The organism is Pseudomonas sp. NY8896 (genome assembly GCF_039634505.1).
Genome location: NZ_CP132351.1, coordinates 34,163 through 51,802, shown reverse-complemented (window position 1 = coordinate 51,802; position 17,640 = coordinate 34,163). Strand labels below are relative to the sequence as shown.

Genomic DNA, 17,640 nt, shown 5'->3' with positions numbered 1-17,640 from the left:
ATTGCTTAGAGGAACAGCGCGAAGTTCTGCGACAGAGCCGGCTTGGGCTCTTCTTGCACAACAGGCGTGGACTCAACCGCGTCCGGGACCGTGGTGTCGTCCTCTTCGTCGGTAGCTTGTGCCACTACAACCGGAGTTGCCGTGGTTTGAGCTACAGCTGCTGCAGGTGCAGCAGCGCCAGCCTGAACAGTGCTCACAACCAAAGTTGCAGGCATTGACGCCGTGGCCGCCGGAGCGGTTGAAGCAGGCTGGTTCGAAGTTGCTTGCTGAGCTTGCCCAAGGTTGGCTTGAGCAGTCGCAAGAGCTTGCTGTGCGGTGTTGCTCGCAGCAGCTGTGGTTGCTACCTGGATCAGGGGTTGGCCGTTCTTCAAGCGGTCCCAAACGATGGTCTGGTCGCGCAGAGACTTCAGGCATTCCCGCAGATTTTGGAATTCACCACCAGTGAGAAAACCGTTAGCCGGCACCTTGTCCATTTCGCTTTTCAGGGCGTCATGGAGGGGACGGATAAGCGGGTGAATGAAAGCCAGGGAGTTCAGCTTCACACACATCGCTTGAGCACGACGGACAGTTCGGGGGTTAACCTTCACTTCGCCCGATTGGCTCCCGGTTGTCTTCTTGTCGAGGGTTTCCAGGATCTCCATGGACTCTTTGCAGACGTGTTGAATGACTGCTCCGAGGACACCCTCCCGCAAAGCAACAACGCTGTCGCGTTGCGCTTCATACAGGTCCGCATCGAACTCGCCATCCTCCATTGTTACCGGAGTGACGACAAACTCGAATTTGAACCGTGCGGCTACCTCTTCCCAAGTTGGTTGGCGCTTACGAAGGTGTTCGGCCAGCAGCATTACCTGGGCAGAGTCGGCACCTTTTGCAATTGCCTTCTGGCTCATCTCCAGCAGGTGCTTGTCGCACATTGCCTGATAGCCAGGTTCATCTTTAGCGAGTTGCTGAGCCCACTCCTCCTTGATCTTGTTCAGCTCACGGATCTTGATGACCGCTTCGCTGCGGCTCATCACTGCCCCAATGGAGCACATGATGGAACCGTCTTGCTTCAGGAGGGTTTCGCCGTTTTCACGGAGCCGGGCGTAGTTACGGAGAAAGTCTTTCGGGAAGATCTTCTCAGTCACCAGCTTACGGATCTCATCGTGCAACTCTTCAACCTTGATATTCAGCACGTCGAGATCGATCTGACGATCGGCCGCCATCGCGGAAACCAGCAGGTTGATTACTACTACTTTGTTGTCATTTGCAGCGCTGATTACTTGAGTCATCGGTATTTCCTCGCACCCGCCGCGCACGGGGCATTGAGATGTACACCCGGGCGCGGAGCCGGGTGGTTTGAGATCAATGACCTCGAACAACAACCCGGCAGTGAGCCGGATTGTTGGTCCAGCTCACTGAGCAAGGAAGGCCCCCGAGGGGGCCACTGTTACAGCAGACTTAGAATCGTGCCCTCTCCCAGCGGAGTGCGCTGGGAATAGCCGTACTCTGTTTTGTCCAGCACATAGCTGTAGGTTTCACGCATCCAGCTGAAGCTCAAGACGAGGGTGTTGCCCTCATCCCGGACCCGAAGATCGCGCGCGAATGTTCCTACCTCCTCGATGTAGCCCTGGAGTTCGGCTTGGGTAAGACGAACTCCTGTGGACTCGCGACGAAAGTGCAAAACGCTGTCTACTGACCGTCCGTAGACCTGAGTTTGAGTTGCCATTGAATTGCCCTCCCCCGTCGCGCACGGGGTGATCATTGAGAACACCCGGGCGCGAGCCGGATGGTTTTCCAGCTCGTTGGAGAGAGGGAGGCCGCTCCGAAGGGCGGCATCAGTGGTTACATCAGCAGCTGCTTGGCTTGCTCCAGAAGAGCTGGACCAACGTCATCTGCGGTTGCAGCAACGGCGTACGGGATACCCGCCTCTTCCAGCCAGTCCTTTCGGACCTCATTGCCGATGAGGAGGTACACCACCTTGATTCCAGCGTCGACCGCCAACGCAGTCTGTTCTGTAGCCAGGGTCGCACACGACGGAGCACCATCCGTGAGGACAAACATCAGCTTCCTCTGTGCCGGATGGCTTGCCAGGCGTTGGGCTGCTTGGAAAACCGCCTCACCAATCGGTGTGTGATTCCCGCCGGTGATGCTGTCCAGACCGCCAATGCGGTCAACCGCGTTTTGATGGGAGTCCCCGAAGGTCCTCACCACCGTGTTGAGATGGCCAGTTTTTGGAGCAAAGCCCAAGAACTCGCGTGGAGTGTCGATCCTGTGGAACACCTTCTCCATGATCAGCAGGCTCTGCTGGATGGATTTGGCAACAGTCTGCACCTCGTACTCTTTTTCATTGATAGCTTCCCCAGCAGCAATGGCCTTAGCTTTCGCCTTCGCCAACGTCGCGAGAACGCTAGGATCAACCCAGCTTGTCGAGCTGGAAAGATCTGCAAGAACAGAGACCGCTGCGGTAGGGAGTACCGTTTCCTCTTTACGTTCAAAGATACGGCTGTCTCCCATACCTGCACGGTAGAGGTGAGATTGTCCGAGCGAACCGCGGCGCGTCGAGTAGACGTCCGCTTCTTCTCGGTTTAACAGGCAGGCCTGCAGTTTCGTGGCCAGTACATTGACCTTGCGGTCTAGCGCATCAGCCAGTTCACGTGCATGTTCCTTGTCAGCAGGGCAAACAAGCATCCCTTCGACCAGGTCCTTGACCGTTCCAGCCCCCAGTGAGGGTTGGTTCTCCACATCGCTCGGTTCAACTTCGAAAGCTGGAACCGGAGCAGCATCCTGATAGTCCGGGTTGGTACCGTTCTGGATGCTAGTCGCGAGTTGCTGAATCACTTTGTCCATATCCAGGACTTCGGAATCGTCACCACCATTGCTGCTGAGCATTTGCTCGATTAACTCGGCGAGGTCGACCCCGTTTTGCCCTTGGCTGTCGCCTTGGGCATTCTCGGATTGATTATTGGCATCAGCGTCATCCTCGCCCGGCGCACCTTGGCCATCAGCCTTGGAGTCGGACTCGTCTTCAGCTTTACCGTCATCGCTACCCTGACCACCGGTGTCACCGTTGGTAGGCTCTTGATCATCTTTCTGGCTCTGGCCTTGGCCGTTGTCAGAGGTCTGATCGTCTTCCTGATTACTCTCATCATCCCCTTGCGAGGATTGCTGATCGTCCTGGTCATCCCCTTCGTCACCTTCCGAATTGTCGTCTTCAGGCTCCTCTTGGGGCTGCTCATCCTGCTGGTCACGCTGCTGCTTCAGCATTTCGATTAGCCGAAGGGTGAGATCGCCGGCGTCTTGAGTGGAACGAACGCTCGGGTACTCAGCCAGAAGGATGGTTTCCAGGTTTTCGCGCACCTGGTCGGCATGCTCACCGAAGTGGGCATCGAAGTTTTTCCGAACAGCCGCTAGAGGCTGCTGGTACTCACTCCACCGACGGCTGCGAAGGAAGCACAAGGTGTAGCTCGCAAATGCTTCTTGGGGGCTTTGGCTGCCGTCCCGGAACATGCCGCGATCGAACATGATCGCTGCTCCCTGACGGAAGAAACGCTCAGAACGTCGAGAAGACCGAGTTTGAGCGTATTCCATATACACGTCGTCGACAGCGTTCAGCAGCAGGCCCGCGAAGGCACCATGCTCCATGCTGAACTTCTGAAAAAACGGCACATCGCTATGCATGATGTGGCCGACTTCGTGGTAACCCCAACGCTTGAACAGGATCAAGTCTTCCTCTGTCAAATTCGCCGGCAGAGACGGTAGGTACGCGACCTTACCGTCGGTGCACGGTCTGACATTCGGACGAATCACAAACTTGATCTTGGAGTTTCTTGCCAGAACACGAAGGAAGGAAATCCAACCGTCCTGGAACTGTTTCGCGGTACGTTGCAGCTTACTCATGATCAGACTCCCTTCCGGATTGCGTAGGCTTTCTGGGTGTGCTCATTGGCCTTCTCTCGCAGCACACGAAGTGCTTGAGTGGGGACCTTAAAGCGGGTGTAGATCACTTGGTCTGCAACGTACGTAGCCCGTTTCAGGTACATCCGAGCGGCAACCCGGTGGTACTTGAGCAGGACTTTGTCTTTTGCTGCTTTGATTGCTTTCTGAATCAGGTTCATGGGTATTTCCTCGCACCCGCCGCGCACGGGGCATCGAGATGAACACCCGGGCGCGGAGCCGGGTGGTTTGAGATCAATGACCTCGAACAACAACCCGGCTGTGAGCCGGATTGTTGGTCCAGCTCACTGAGCGGAGTGACTGCCCCCGAAGGGGCAGTCCGCATGGATCAGCAGGTTTCCCCGCGGATCAATTTTGCTTCCAAGTCATGACGCAGGACTTGGTGGCGATGGCTTAAAAACTGATCTTTGGCCCGCACTTGGTAGGCGGGGTTTTGGATCTCGTTTGCACGCCCTTGAACCTTTTGGGCGAGGCGCGCCGCCTTACGGCGGTAATGCGCACTCATCAAACGGTGGTAGGCATGCAGCACAACGCCAATCCAGAACTTATCCAGAGCAGCATCCAGTTTCGCGATTGCGATTTTCATGGTCTTACCTCTCACCCGCCGCGCACGGGCAATGTAGAAAAAAGCCCGGGCGCGGTGCCGGGCTCGTTAGAACAAACCCGGCATGAGCCGGATTTGTCCAGCTCACAAGGAGGGAGGCCCATGGGGCCTAGTTATAGGAACAGGGACATACCGATGTTGGTGGGCACCGAAACCTTGGTCCTGGAGCCACCTAGTAGACTGGCATCTTCAAGCACCTTCAGAAGGTCAGGGAACGTCTTGTACCAGTCCATTTCTTGAACGGACTGACGTTGGAACGGTCGCTGGAAATCGAGGGTGTAGTCAGAGTCACTCGTTACCGAGAACTCGGCTCCGGCTTTGTTGAGCTCGGCAAGAAAAGCCCGTGCACAGACATCCAAAACCGACTCTTGGGTTCTAAATCGCCATAACCCCTTCCCGCTTGGCAGCAGGTTGGTGCTGTCGATAAAGCCCCTTTCCTCGAAAATTTCTCGCCCCTTCGGGGACATGGTTTCCCAGTCCCGTACCGAGGCGATGCCTTTACGAATCGAAGCCCCGTTCAAAGCGACTTCAAACTCATTGCCTACCATCCTGAAAGCTAGGGGATGACCCGCATCGATGAGCACCCGAACTACATTCTCTAAGTGGGCAAGCCCCTCATTGAACTGCTCTGCAGTGCAGCTTTTGACACGGACATAGATTCCCCGGCTTAGGAGATCAAACTCAGCGACTATCGACTGGGCTGCATCGAGTTCCACGGGGGAATGATCGATTGACTGCGACGAATAGCCGTTGCTTCGAGCGTCGGCAACCTGGGCACAAACATGCTCCCAGGCTTCCTCCGCTGTTCCGCAGAGCAACTCCTTCTTACCGGAAACACCTCGCATGACTGAACCTTCCCACACTGTTACGAGGAACGTATTCACGTCCCCACGTACAGCGATGAAACGTCCCGAATCGTTCGTCAGGTAGAACATCACCTACCTCCTTACGCTATCTGAGCCGCATTGCTAACCGCAGCTTTCGTCAGCGCATCCAGCTGGTCCGCCACCGAGGTGGTGTACTCTTCCGGAAGTACGAGGTCGCGATCGAAGGTTTCATCGAAGAGTTCGCGGGCCAGAGCCTGGTCCGCTTCTTCGAGGTTGCCGTAGATAGCGTCGACGAAGGATTCATCCAGATCATCATACAGAGCCATTTTGGTAACCCAGCGTTTGAGCTCACGGAAGGAGATGTTGTCGAACGCCTCCTCCTGCGAAAACGCAACACGGAACCGGAACGCGAACTCAACCATCAGTTGGATGTTGAGATCATCCACTCCAGTGTTCAGACCATGCAGAGCAGCCATCTCTTTCTCAGCCGACATGAAGTTGGCCTTGAAGGAGGTGAAGCGGCTACGTACTGCAGCGTTCTGTCCCTTCGTGCCGGCATAGCGGGGATCACGCGAGGACTTACCACCAGTGTTATCAGTTGCGAACAACCGGAACGACGGGTGACGAACGATGTTCATCCCACCTTCGAGGCCGAGGAGTTCCCTCGGGTCCAATTCAGGGTCAATCCCGTGGTGTTTCAGCGTCACGACCTCATCACCTTGGAGGATGTCGTTCAGACTGAGAAGCACGCCGGGATTCAGGCTGCAGATTTCGTCGATGGTGCAGCTCAGCCCATGGCGATAGGCATAACTCAGCACACCATCAACACTTTTCACACCGTCCTTCCCAAGGGTACGGAACCCTACCAGGTAACCTTCATCAACACCGGGGCCGGCATTGATTGCGATTGACGGACGGTTAAGACGACCATTGATCTGGTTGATGAGGGAGGACTTACCGGTCCCCTTCTCGCCTACCAGCATGATGGAGTCTTTCGTCGCCATGCTCAGGAGAACCCGGCGAACCAGGCTCTCATTGAACACGTAATTGCTGTCGACACTCGGCGAAAGCGGATGACGCTCTGCCGGTACCGGGATCGGTTTCTCAAAACCCTTCAGAGGGGTAGAGAAGCCGAACAGCTCGTGGACCATTACCGGCTCGAACTTCTGGCTGGTGACAGCTTGGATGTGAGCGGCTTTGATCTCTTCGACGGTGATGTTCTTCTTGGCTACGTTGTTCATTTGTATTTCCTCGCACCCGCCGCGCACGGGGCATTGAGATGTACACCCGGGCGCGGAGCCGGGTGTTGTGAGATCGGTGACCTCGAGCAAACACCCAGCACTGAGCTGGATGTTTGGTCCAGCTCACAGAGCAAGGAGAGGCCCCTAAGGGGCCCGTTATTAGACGGCTACGCGGTCGTACATGGGGATCGCATCCGAGTCGTAAAACCCGAACATGATCATCCCAGCGCACAGTCGCTCTTCTGCGAGTCCGATTCTCCGAGCCAGCTCGGGAACCGAGAGATGCAGATCGATTTGCAGGTTGTTCAGCACGGCCCAGAAGGAGCGTGCTGGCAATACCTGGACCTCAATGACCGGCAGGATGCCAACCATCACGATCTCTTCGATTTGCTCTGACTGAGGAACGTCGTAGACGGCTCCATGAACGAACCCCTTCTTCCACTCGTCGTAGGAGATGGTGTCGGGAGTTTCAGGGTTGTCAGATAAGGTCCGGCCTCGTAGCGCAGCCTGACGGCCTTGCTCCCAGCTGGTTGCCCCGAAATAGACTTCCTGGATGATCCCGAACAGTTCGTTGTCGCTGTATTGGCGTTGTTGCATTGCTAAAAGCTCCTACCCGCTGCAGACGGGAGAATTGAAGAGTTCACTCCCGCCTGCAGGTCGGGAGGGTCCGACCTGGCTTAGCCTGGTTGGTCGTCGTAGAGGCGTGCGATGTCGTCCCAGTTGCCTGGTTCTTTCGCTACCAACCAGCCCATTGCCCATGCCCTGCCCTCTTGGGACATGGATGGGTACGGATTGGATTGGTTGGAGTTGCCCGAACGATATGCTTCTTTGCCTTGTTGAAACGCCTTCATTGAATGCTCCTTCCCGAAATCCGGGTGATGACCACCCGAAACCCGATCACCGGGCCGGTTTTCCGATGTGCTTCATTTCCGCATGACAGGCCGCGAGGGCCAGATCCAGGGCAAACCTCGTAGCGAGGAAAGCCATCCCCAGAGGGGTGTGGAGAAGAATCGGTTTGAGCAATTTTCGAATTATGTTCGTTGTCCGCAGCACGTAATCGGCAATGATCACCGACCAATACATCATCGGAACAATTGCTTTTGGTGCTGGTATATCTCCCCCGCAGCCAACATACAGGGCGAACCCGACTGATAGCTTTAGGTTAGAAACGAACTTGGATTTTTTGGTTTTCATGGTATTCACCTTCTAGTTTAGTTAGTTCATGGTTTTCTCCTGTCCTAACCCCAGAGGTGATCATCCCTAAGGGGAATGTCACCCCCAGGGTATGTCCATGGAATTTATGGCGTGCTGCTTCGTGTTCCACCTACGTTGCCACCGGCACGCCGGCGCTCAACGTAGTCACAACCCCAGTAAATTGCGAATGCAAGAAACAGGATTCCGAGAGTCACACTGAAAGACATGGTCGCATCCTCGCGATGAGTAATAAGAGATTCTTTCGATCCTCTACTCACCTAGGGGCTACGTGCACGCTTCTTTGCACGACGCGATTTACGTTTTACCGTGCGCGTCGGCTTCATTTTAGGACGCTTCTTCCGTCTCTGAGCCGTTGAGTTCAACGTAATGAGTGCAGTCATCAATATGGAAACCACAAAGACTATGCGAAGTTCATTAGTAGACCATCCTACGAACAGGGAGGAGGCAGAAGCACCCATGATGGACGCGATGATCACGACCATCAGGTTTTTTATGTAGCTCATGTTGCCTCCAAAGTTACGCCGTCGCGTGTTATGTGAAACACGACCAGGGCGTCCCGCCGGAAGTGTTGAACTTCCGGCCCGAAAGGGCTGGAAATTAGCCCTCCGGTTGGAGGAATAGCGGTGGCATATCGTCAGTATCCAGAGAGAAGTCGAGCATGCCCTGCTTACGCAGTTCAACTCGGTCCTTAACTCTGGTTTCTAACTTGGCTTTGATTTCATCTCGAAGCTCATTGTGTTTCCACTTGGGCATCGAGCGGGACCACGAACCGAGGTAATGCGCACCGTGGAAGTCGCTCCGAATCCTCGGAGACAGCAACCTGTGCGTTAGTACCTGCTTATTCGAGCCCCAGACCACATTGATGCCTTCCTCCCCGTCGGAGCTCATGATGAGTTCAGAGGAGTTGGCAATAAGTTGTAAACGCTCGTGGTACGACACCCTCCCAAACTCTTCAGCTAGTAAGGCGCCTTCGGCCAAGTAATTCCGCATCAGGAAATCACCAATCTTACGACTGGCGAGATCCTCAGCTTCCTTGTCACGGCGAATTCGTACAGCACGTTGAGCGTAGCGCTCCATTCGATAAGACTCACGCATGTAGCCTCCTCGAGGGCGCACCAGCCCCGTAGGGCTGTTTTGCCCCACAGGGTTGTTTAAATTTAGATTAGGTCTGCAAGTGTCAGACCTGCTTTAACGCTATATCCCGACAAGCAACCTTCGAGGCATAGCCCCGCCATGTCACACCGTTTGGAGTGACTATCGCAGGGTGAGTCGTAGGCCATATGAGGGGCACGGAAAAACTCACCTGCGCGAAGCCGTTTGGCAACTACGCGGGCATATTCCACTGCTTCCCCAATGTCGGCCGCCGTCCGTTTTACCCAGTGGACTGGATGCCAGATGGCGTTCACAACTGATTTGGAGTCCGGTTTCGTGATGTTGGGCTTCTGCCCTGAGGCATAACCACAAAGCTTTGGCTCCCTGATTCCCAACTGCTGGCATGCTAATTTCACTGCCAGCCAGTAGTAGGTCAGCTGATACCCGTATCGGGAAAACAACTCACCCTCAGGCTGTGCAGCGGTTTTCCAGTCCAAGATCACGACGTCGCCAACATCAGCCAACATCTCCCCTTTCGGGTTGAATATAGGTTTTGTGCATTCACCGACAAAGTCGATTACTAGCGTGATGAAGGTACGCTCAGCGATTTTCAACTTGAACTGTCCTTCAATAATCAGTGGCTTGAGGCCAAGATTACGGAAGTAAGACGGAAAGCCTGCAGCTAATTGTTTACCAAGAACCTCTGCTGTTTCCCGAGACTTAGACTTGGCCATGCTTATCACCTTTCCGTCGGATAAACCTTCGAACTTGTTAATAAACTGAGTGGCCATTTCCTCCTCTGGAATGTATCCCTTGACGAACCCTTCGATCACCCAATGCAAGGCTGAGCCGAACAGTAGGTTGAGCGGGGTTGCCTCGGGTTTTACACGAGCTCGGTAGTACCCCAGCAGCCGAGTGCAAACCATGGATTTCATGATCTGCGTTGGAGACAGCGTTATGTCTACTTCATCCGGGAGTGGATTGAAGATGTAATGCGGATTCACGAACGAAGTCATGGGATCACCTTTTCTAGGCGCACACGACTACCCGAGGGCAATCTTGTCGCCCTCGTGGGTTCTTGAATGGTTTAGAAGTCTACGACTTCAGATTCTTTTTCAGGTTGGTCATCCTCTCCGCGGAAAAAACGCCCTTGCGCAATTTCCAATTGCTCACCTTCTGGCTGTTGCCACAAGGATGGAGCTTCGAGAAGTTCAACTTGGCCTGTCATGGTGTTTCCTCCTATATCCCCGCTGCACCGGGAATAAGCTCGCGAAGAGATCCCGTGCAGGGGTAAGCATTGAAGCTGGAGGGTGCCTTTGACTGGTTAGCGTGCGAACACGCATACCGAAATGGCGGGGAGATACACGTTCCTGGAACACGTCTACCTTGCAGGAGCAAAGGACATGCCTGGTATCTCGAGATTGTGGACTGATCAGACGATCGTCCAGTCTGTTCCAACAATGTCTGTGCTCATCTAACTCGAATTCGAGTATCGAGTCGCACCCCAGAAAACCTCGGTGAATTCACCAACGTAGTCTGGGTTTGCTCTTTCGGAGAAAGGCAAATGGGACAGACACTTTTTAGCCGAGCACATCCTAGTAGTCAAGATGTCCAAGGTCGAAACAAAGCTACTCTGGGTTTAGCATGCGAAAAAAAACCCCAGACCAGCAAAAGCTGGACCGGGGTTTCTTGAGCGCTCACGCACAGGCACTGAGCAAGCCATCTGCGTTGACTGGCTTGAAGCCCATGAAGATCCCACCTTCGCATGCTTTCGCACGCAGGAGGTGGAAGCGTTGCGGCAATGGCTGTCCAACGACCTTCTCAACCACGATGATATCTTCCCAATCCTGGCCCTTGGCTCCAGGAGTGTGAATCACATCGGGCAGCATGAAGGCCACCTCGAATCCTTTACGCATCAGCTCAATAAAGAGCTTCCACGCAAAGGTTTGTCCATCGCCATATTTCCCACGTGCTTCGTTGTATGGGTCGTTATCAGACCAGATAACTACCCTATCGAATTCAGCACGATCGACAAACAACGTCGCCAGAGTGGTGCAGGCATGCGCTACTCGAACAGACTCGCCTGTTGCCAGGTGGATTGCCCATCCTTTCTCTACGCCTTCGGTCACATGCAGCGTCCTGCAACCTTCGACGTTTGCTACTCGGATTGACGCTCCTTTGAAGCCAGACAACGGGGAATCAATTTTCTTCACCTTCGAGACACCTTCCAGCTTATGACCATCCGGAGTCAGGTAGATCTTGTGGAAGTTCACCACTCGACCAGTCCTGCTCCGAAACGCCGACACGATGGCCGGGAACCGACCGATGAGCTCCTTCACAACCTGACCATCTTTCTTACGGGTTTCGTAATACTCGAGGGCCGGGTGGAATTTCACGTCACCAAGGTTGCTGTTAAGCGGGATACCGCGGTGTTGAAAGTATAAACGGCCAGGAAGAGCATCCGGGTGGGTTAGCGAGATCAAGCCTTGTGCAGTCTTGATGTGCTTCGCCTTCCGCTTCTGCTCATCCTCCGGACTTATGCCAGCCCGTGAATTGACCACTACAGGAGTGACCTTACGGGTATAGCTTTTGCCGCTTGTTAGTGCATCTCTGACTTTGAACATTACGTCGGTGAAGTTGCGACCGACGCCGTCCAGGATCAGAAGCTCTACTGGGTCCCGGCCACCGTCCTGCAAGCAGGAGCAGATAGCGCGGTCTTCGTAGCCCGGCTTGTTTGAGAATCTGAAATCACTCTTCCCTCCCCCATTCCGGTGACGGTGTGGGAAAGGGCAGTCGACCAGATGTCCATGGTTCTTGAGTGCAGCATCGAACGAGCTAGTCAAACGTGGGATCACGTTAAGCCAACCGCCGTTGCTCTTCACCAGCTCCAGGACTTCCTCAGACAGTTTCGGACGATTGTCGTCTTGACGATCCATAGCTACCTCCAATTGCAAGGCAGCCACGTCCCCTTAGGGATGGCTTGCCCTAAGGGTGGGAATTGCGCGAGCGCGAGTTTTTAAAGAACCCAGCTCCCAGAATTCTGGGACTGGAATCTTCTCCAGACATCCGTGCGGAATTTCGCATGCGAAAGCTGGGGGAAAGATCACCTCCAACGCTAAGGAGGCCCCCAGCTGAAATCAAGGACATGAAGTCTACAAATGCAGAAAGGCCCGGTGCATCGCTGCGCCGGGCCTTTCGTCTCATCTGTCTAGGGCACCTCTAATACAGCCTGCAAAGGTTGTATTAGGGGTGCCCTTGACTAAGTCATAGGGCACGAGATCAGCATTCAACTCCAGCAGCTTCAAAGGAAGCACATCTGTCGTGTTGGACCTTCGTAATTGTGTTTCGCGCATCATCTCCCTGAAAAAGGAAGAGAGCAGCAGAAAGCGCAAAGGCAAAGGTGAGTGCATATTTCATGTCGTGGTCCTCAATGTGAATTGAGACGACCACTACCCTCCCGAAGGCGATGTGGATCGCCCTAGGGGTCGAGTGAGATTTGCTTAGAAAACACTCTGCGACGGAATAGCGAATGATGAGGCCAAGGGGGCACACACCAAACACCAAACCGAGCGAATGTCACCACAACGCAGCAACCAGCTCAGCAAAATTGGCGAATGGGCGTGTTCACACCAAAACGCAAAATCGCAGAGTGAAGTCCTTTACGAACTCACGCGACACTGACTTGTTAAAGAACGTGAAGCAGGTAGATCACGATGATCAAGATGCAATGCACCTGGAAGATCGCAAAACGATGAACCAAGTGAAAAGCACCAGGTTCACCTTGAAGCGAGATGATCAGAACGGCGACTGAATACAGTCACTGAACCAATCTCCCACCACAACCCTTGAATTCAAAGGCGGGGGCGGGTTGTGATCAGCTATCAGTGAGTTCACCAACAGCGGGAGATCACGAGAAAACGCCTTCACGATAGGTCGCCCTACCCCGCCATTCAAGTACGCCGTGTCCCAAAATGAAAAAGGGCACCTCAATTGCTTGAAGCGCCCTATTCCCCTACTGAAGATTTAGTTCAGCCATCGGTCTCCATCGCTGCGACGCTGACGATGTCGATCTGATCCACCTTTATCTGCTTGGGCTGTTGTGATCCGCCGATCATCAGCATGCACCATGCCTTGGAAGGATCTTCGCTGACGCGATCATTCATCAAATACCCGGACGCTACCGCACTGTCCAGTGCAACCTTGATACCGATTACCTGACGCTCCGCAGTAATCGGTATGTATCCCTTACCATTCTTCTTCGAAGAACTATTCGGCGCAGCGGCCGGCCCCTGTTCCTGTGAAGGGGTGGTTACAACTGCTGGCGTATTTGTCTCGCCCTGGCCCTGGGCTTTTGACTGCCCCTCGGGTTTAGCATGCGAAACTGGGGACTGGTCCGTCTGACCAGGAGGGTTCGCCTGAGAAGAATTACCCCCCTTCCCTACCCCATCTTGAGCTGGATGCCCGACTTTTCCAGCTTGGTGTTCAGTTTGCGGTTCTTGTGCCGGAGGAGCTTTCGTGGGCACTGTCTTGCCTTTTGCTGCTCTGACCGCATCACGTACTTGCTGCCTGCTGATGGAGCCTTCCGCATTTGCCCTTTCAATGAATGCAGTGAACGTCTCGGGCTGAAGGTTCTTCAGTTGTTTCATTTCCCGTAAGACTTCGCTGTCGCTCGTAATGCCTCCTTTGATCAGGTCAACCAGTTCCTCGGGAAGGTCTGCGAGTCCCAAATGAATGGAGATGTAGGTCTCGCTTTTCCCCATGTAGGTAGCCAAGTCCTGGTTGGACAGGGGCTCCCCAGCGGCCTTAGCTTCAGCTTTGGCTTCAGCCAAGGCTTGACCAACCTCATAGGGGTTGAGATTTTGCCGCTGCTCGTTTTCGATCAGCTGCGAGAGGATCTCCTTGGCCGGCGTGCGTTTCTTGCCGTCAACGATAGCTTTCAGCTTAAAGCCTGGGCGAAGTACCGCAGCGGCATAGCGACGACCGCCTTTCTTCAAGGGGTACTTCTGAGTTTCAGGATTCATCGGACCAACGATGATGGGGGTTTGCTGCCCTTCGTCATCGTAGCTAGCTGCCAGTTCCTCGATCTCCTTGAAGTCTTTCCTCACCTGAGGTTTGACTTCGATCTGATCTACGCTGAGGAGAATAATCTGATTCTCCTGTGCGGCCCGGCCAAGGTCCATCAGGTCATTCAGTCGAGTCAAACTCCCTAGGTCTAATGTCTTAGCCATTAGATTGCCCCCACTTTCTTAGCGCGCGATTGGCTCTTTTTCTTCACCGGCTTTTTCTTCCGAGGCACCTTCGGTGCGATCACCACAGGCGTGATTTCTACGCCTGCTCGGTGCGCCATTTCCTCCATCAGCCTGATCATTTCTACGCCGGTCTCACGCTCAGCACCATTGGTTCGCATGCTCCAAACGGGCTTGCACTGGCGCAGCGCGGTATCAATTGCCCCTCGGATCGAGAGACTGTTTTGAAGAATTTTGGGACCAACTACTTTTCGCAGGTCCTCCAACGACTCGCGGTGAGCGTTCACGCGCGTGTTGTATTTGTTGCAGATGATCCCAGTAGGAGTGATCTGAGTGCCGAACAACGGCCCGACCATATCGAACGTCTCGATTAGAGAAATCACGCCATCTACAGCGAACGCCGCCAGCTCCACAGGTACAAAGATGTGATCCGATACCACAGATGCCGCAATCATCCGCACCCCATTGGTAGGTGGGGTGTCGATTACGATGTAATCGTAATCCTCTGCCAACTTTTGGATGTGCTTGGCAAAGGGACCTACCGCCGACAAGCCAATCTGCTCTACTGAACTCAACTCATCGTCTTTGTTCAGGGCATAAATCAAGTCGGCGCCGAGTGCCGTCTGGAGGGGCTTGAGATCAGGCAGTTCTTCTTTGAAGAGATGCGCGCTGCGGAGCCCTCCATTGCGGGAATCAGGCGCGAGTCGACTGGAGAAGTTGCCTTGGCTGTCCAGGTCGATACCCAGCACGCGGTATCCCTGCTCTACCAAGTAAACCAGCCAATGGAAATCGATCGTCGTTTTGCCTACGCCGCCCTTCTGGTTAGTAACAGCATGGACGTCGGCGAGCAGTTTTCTCTTCTTGAACGGGATTGCGGCCATGTGAGGCTCCTTGTCTGCAATGGAGTCCACTCTAACCGCATTGCAGTCCTTTTCAAGTCAAAACACCTGCTTTGCAGCTTTTTTTCATGGCGGCGACCGCATTGCGAAATCTATAAACAAAAAGGGGCGAATCCCCTCGCCCCTTCTCACTGAGTTTCGCATGCTAAACCATCGTTACATCGGCACCTCTTGCGGGTGCACGGTCGCATGATTGGTATTGGTCGTGCGGTTCAAATACTCGACGCGCTTCGCTGCAGCGAGCTTGTCGTAGAAGCGCCCCATGTAAAGGTAGTACGTGCTCCCTTTGTGTACCGGTTCGAAATCCTTGATCCCGTAAGCTTCCAGGTAGCGCTGGAACTTCTGCCAGCTACCTTCATCCTTATAAACGTAGAGGACGTCGTAGATCACACGTGACTTTGGGGACACGACGATCGGTGCTGGGGACTGTACTGAAGATGTCACAGGGCCGCCGGCAAGCACCGCGCTACCAGCATCTGAGCCCCTCTGAATCACAACCGGAGAGATCTTAGGCTCGAACTTGGCCACAGTTACTACTGGTGCCTGCTTGGATGCGATAGCCAGAGGCTTCGCATCTTGTTTGACCGGCTTGTCGTCAACCTTGGCGTAGGTGGTTGGCTTTTCACCATAGGAGCCTGCGTAGACTGCTCGACCAGTGACGACCGGGGCCACGACTGTAGCCTTTTTGATTTCAGCGCCGGCCGTCAAGGCCGCTACCTCTGTCCGGGCTTTGGCGGTGATTTCAGTTTTCTCACGCGCGAGTCGTGCTTTGATTTCGGCGATTCGGCTCTCTGTTAAGCTCCCGATCTCAGGCGAAGGCTGATCCGTGATTGCTGCTGTTACCGCCACAGGTGTCTGCAGCTGACGGGAGAGATCAGCCAATCGTTCATGCTCTTTCTGAGCCGCTGCCAATTTCGTCTCAAGCTGGGAGAGTTGCCCTTTCAGCTCACTAATCTGGTTATTGATTTCAACAACCGCATTTGCTGCTCGCCGTTCAGCGTCCGCGTTAGCTACCGCCATTGCAAAGCGTTGCTTCTCAAGAGTGCGGGAGCTTTCCGCCTTTTGTTCCGCAAGCTGAGCTTTCAGTTTCGCCAGATCGGCCTGCTTGGCTGCATCAGCAGCTTTCAACTGCTCAATCTCAGCCATCGCTCGATTCTCAGCCTCGAGTAATGCGCGGTCACGGTCATTCTCAATGATGGACTGGCGTATGGCCGCCTTTGAATTCTCTTCAGCAACCCGGGCCTGTGAGGCCTGGGTTGCCGCTTGGAACTCTTCAATCCGGCTCGACTCAGTTGAGGGAGCTTTACCCGAGCCTAGATCCTGTTCGTAGGCTGTTGTAGAAAGCGACGCCTCCAAGGCCTGCTTTTGCTTTTCGAGCGAATCAATCTGATCCTTGAACTCGTTCAGGCGGCGCATGTAGAGAATCTGCGATTCGGTGTACTTCTGGCTACCGAGACCATCCTGGATACGTTGATCGTACTGGGATTGAGGCTCGATGGAAGCTAGCTCCACCGGCTCGTGGGTGGAGGTACAACCGGCTAACACTGCCGTCAGAGCGATAGCCAGCAGAGTTGGCACCGGGAATGGTCGGTTTAGCATGCGAAATTATACCTTCGGCCTCTGGCTACCCGCAGGATGGTCGGCAAGGTTCGGCAGGGCCATAACAATGGCTTCTGTCGTAATAATGGAAACGGAGTGCCCAAATTCGAGGGTAGGGGCTAACACTCGTCGACTTTGATGCCTAGCCGCTCCAGAAGCCCTGCGAATTGATCGTCACCTGTCATGAGAAAGCCCATCTGCCAATTGCCACTCGGTGTCTTCTGAATCACACAGGGATACCCCGTGTGATCGGATACCAGCCGGGTCAGACGTGCGATGTCGGCGTCTTGCTTGGGCAAGTTGACCTTTGGCTTAGGCTTGTTGAGGTGCTTGGCAACCTCATCTTCGATCCTCTTAACGCTCCACCCCAGCCTTACGGCTTTCGTCGCGACTTCACGTTGGATGCCTTTCGAGTCGAGTGAGCACAGCGGGCGAGCCTGGGTCGCCGTGAGTTTGCCGTGGATCAGGAAGTCCTTGGCAGTGATGTCCAAGCTGAGCAACCGCAGGTAGTTGGAGACGTGCGACCTGCTTTTACCCAGCTCCTTGCCTATTTGCTCGTGGGAGAGACCGGTTTCTTGTATGTCTGCATAGGCTTGAGCTTCTTCGATCGGGTTGAGTTGCACCCGGAGAACGTTCTCTACAGCAGAAATGAAACGGGCCTGGTTATCCGTGTAGTGCCCGATCCGACAATGCAGGCGGGGGATCATCTTGAGTTGCGCCGCGCGCCATCGTCGTTCGCCGGAAATGATGAAGTAGCCGCCCTGAGCCCGGGGACATAGCACCACCGGGGTTACATTCCCCCCGGCCTTGACCATGCTGTCACCTAGCTCTTCCAGCTCTGCAAGAGTGAAGTTCCGACGGGTTTGCCAGATGCCAGGCTGCATGAGATCAACATCGACGTCTCGGTGCTCAACAGGTACTAGGTTGATACCCAGGCAATGGGACTCTGTGGGGTTGATTCCGGTCTCTGATTGATACACG

Annotated in this window: 19 protein-coding genes; all 19 read right to left on the bottom strand. The window is 54.4% G+C overall.

Annotated elements, in window-relative coordinates; all coding sequences use genetic code 11:
• Positions 1 to 5: 5 nt before the first annotated feature.
• Positions 6 to 1,271, bottom strand: coding sequence for a DUF3150 domain-containing protein (locus Q9451_RS31795; protein ID WP_057391477.1), 1,266 nt, complete (start codon positions 1,269 to 1,271; stop codon positions 6 to 8).
• A 158-nt stretch (positions 1,272 to 1,429) separates the two neighbouring features.
• Complete coding sequence (locus Q9451_RS31790) at positions 1,430 to 1,708, bottom strand: hypothetical protein (protein ID WP_172688480.1); 279 nt, start codon at positions 1,706 to 1,708, stop codon at positions 1,430 to 1,432.
• 116 nt (positions 1,709 to 1,824) lie between these two features.
• A complete protein-coding gene (locus Q9451_RS31785; protein ID WP_057391476.1) occupies positions 1,825 to 3,879 on the bottom strand; it encodes a hypothetical protein in 2,055 nt (684 codons plus the stop codon).
• A gap of 2 nt (positions 3,880 to 3,881) precedes the next feature.
• On the bottom strand, positions 3,882 to 4,097 hold the full coding sequence (locus tag Q9451_RS31780; RefSeq protein ID WP_023111010.1) for a hypothetical protein: 216 nt from the start codon (positions 4,095 to 4,097) through the stop codon (positions 3,882 to 3,884).
• A gap of 167 nt (positions 4,098 to 4,264) precedes the next feature.
• On the bottom strand, positions 4,265 to 4,522 hold the full coding sequence (locus tag Q9451_RS31775; RefSeq protein WP_010792583.1) for a hypothetical protein: 258 nt from the start codon (positions 4,520 to 4,522) through the stop codon (positions 4,265 to 4,267).
• 131 nt (positions 4,523 to 4,653) lie between these two features.
• Complete coding sequence (locus Q9451_RS31770) at positions 4,654 to 5,475, bottom strand: hypothetical protein (protein ID WP_057391475.1); 822 nt, start codon at positions 5,473 to 5,475, stop codon at positions 4,654 to 4,656.
• A gap of 11 nt (positions 5,476 to 5,486) precedes the next feature.
• Entirely contained in the window at positions 5,487 to 6,608 is a 1,122-nt protein-coding gene (locus Q9451_RS31765; protein ID WP_010792585.1) for an AAA family ATPase, read from the bottom strand.
• A gap of 159 nt (positions 6,609 to 6,767) precedes the next feature.
• Positions 6,768 to 7,205 carry a hypothetical protein gene (locus tag Q9451_RS31760; RefSeq protein ID WP_010792586.1) on the bottom strand — a complete coding sequence of 146 codons (438 nt, stop codon included), beginning with the start codon at positions 7,203 to 7,205 and terminating at the stop codon, positions 6,768 to 6,770.
• Between the two features lie 80 nt (positions 7,206 to 7,285).
• Positions 7,286 to 7,459, bottom strand: a complete 174-nt coding sequence (locus Q9451_RS31755; RefSeq protein ID WP_010792587.1) for a hypothetical protein — start codon at positions 7,457 to 7,459, stop codon at positions 7,286 to 7,288.
• 46 nt (positions 7,460 to 7,505) lie between these two features.
• Complete coding sequence (locus Q9451_RS31750) at positions 7,506 to 7,802, bottom strand: hypothetical protein (RefSeq protein ID WP_010792588.1); 297 nt, start codon at positions 7,800 to 7,802, stop codon at positions 7,506 to 7,508.
• Between the two features lie 618 nt (positions 7,803 to 8,420).
• The gene (locus Q9451_RS31745) at positions 8,421 to 8,918 is read right to left on the bottom strand and encodes a hypothetical protein (RefSeq protein WP_057391474.1); all 498 of its coding nucleotides are present in this window, start codon (positions 8,916 to 8,918) and stop codon (positions 8,421 to 8,423) included.
• A gap of 62 nt (positions 8,919 to 8,980) precedes the next feature.
• Positions 8,981 to 9,931: a PD-(D/E)XK nuclease family protein gene (locus Q9451_RS31740; protein WP_057391473.1), complete on the bottom strand. Its 951-nt coding sequence runs from the start codon at positions 9,929 to 9,931 to the stop codon at positions 8,981 to 8,983.
• Between the two features lie 71 nt (positions 9,932 to 10,002).
• A complete protein-coding gene (locus Q9451_RS31735; RefSeq protein WP_019439024.1) occupies positions 10,003 to 10,143 on the bottom strand; it encodes a hypothetical protein in 141 nt (46 codons plus the stop codon).
• Positions 10,144 to 10,612: 469 nt separating this feature from the next.
• Entirely contained in the window at positions 10,613 to 11,851 is a 1,239-nt protein-coding gene (locus tag Q9451_RS31730) for a toprim domain-containing protein (RefSeq protein WP_020191317.1), read from the bottom strand.
• 343 nt (positions 11,852 to 12,194) lie between these two features.
• A complete protein-coding gene (locus Q9451_RS31725) occupies positions 12,195 to 12,332 on the bottom strand; it encodes a hypothetical protein (protein WP_172688476.1) in 138 nt (45 codons plus the stop codon).
• 611 nt (positions 12,333 to 12,943) lie between these two features.
• Positions 12,944 to 14,143, bottom strand: coding sequence for a ParB/RepB/Spo0J family partition protein (locus Q9451_RS31720; protein WP_057391471.1), 1,200 nt, complete (start codon positions 14,141 to 14,143; stop codon positions 12,944 to 12,946).
• A complete protein-coding gene (locus tag Q9451_RS31715; protein WP_010792594.1) occupies positions 14,143 to 15,042 on the bottom strand; it encodes a ParA family protein in 900 nt (299 codons plus the stop codon). Before Q9451_RS31715 ends, Q9451_RS31720 begins: the two co-directional genes overlap by 1 nt.
• A gap of 174 nt (positions 15,043 to 15,216) precedes the next feature.
• Positions 15,217 to 16,638 (bottom strand): hypothetical protein, encoded by a 1,422-nt coding sequence (locus tag Q9451_RS31710; protein WP_223198330.1) that lies wholly within the window; start codon positions 16,636 to 16,638, stop codon positions 15,217 to 15,219.
• 140 nt (positions 16,639 to 16,778) lie between these two features.
• On the bottom strand, positions 16,779 to 17,639 hold the full coding sequence (locus tag Q9451_RS31705) for a ParB/RepB/Spo0J family partition protein (protein ID WP_057391470.1): 861 nt from the start codon (positions 17,637 to 17,639) through the stop codon (positions 16,779 to 16,781).
• Position 17,640: the final 1 nt, after the last annotated feature.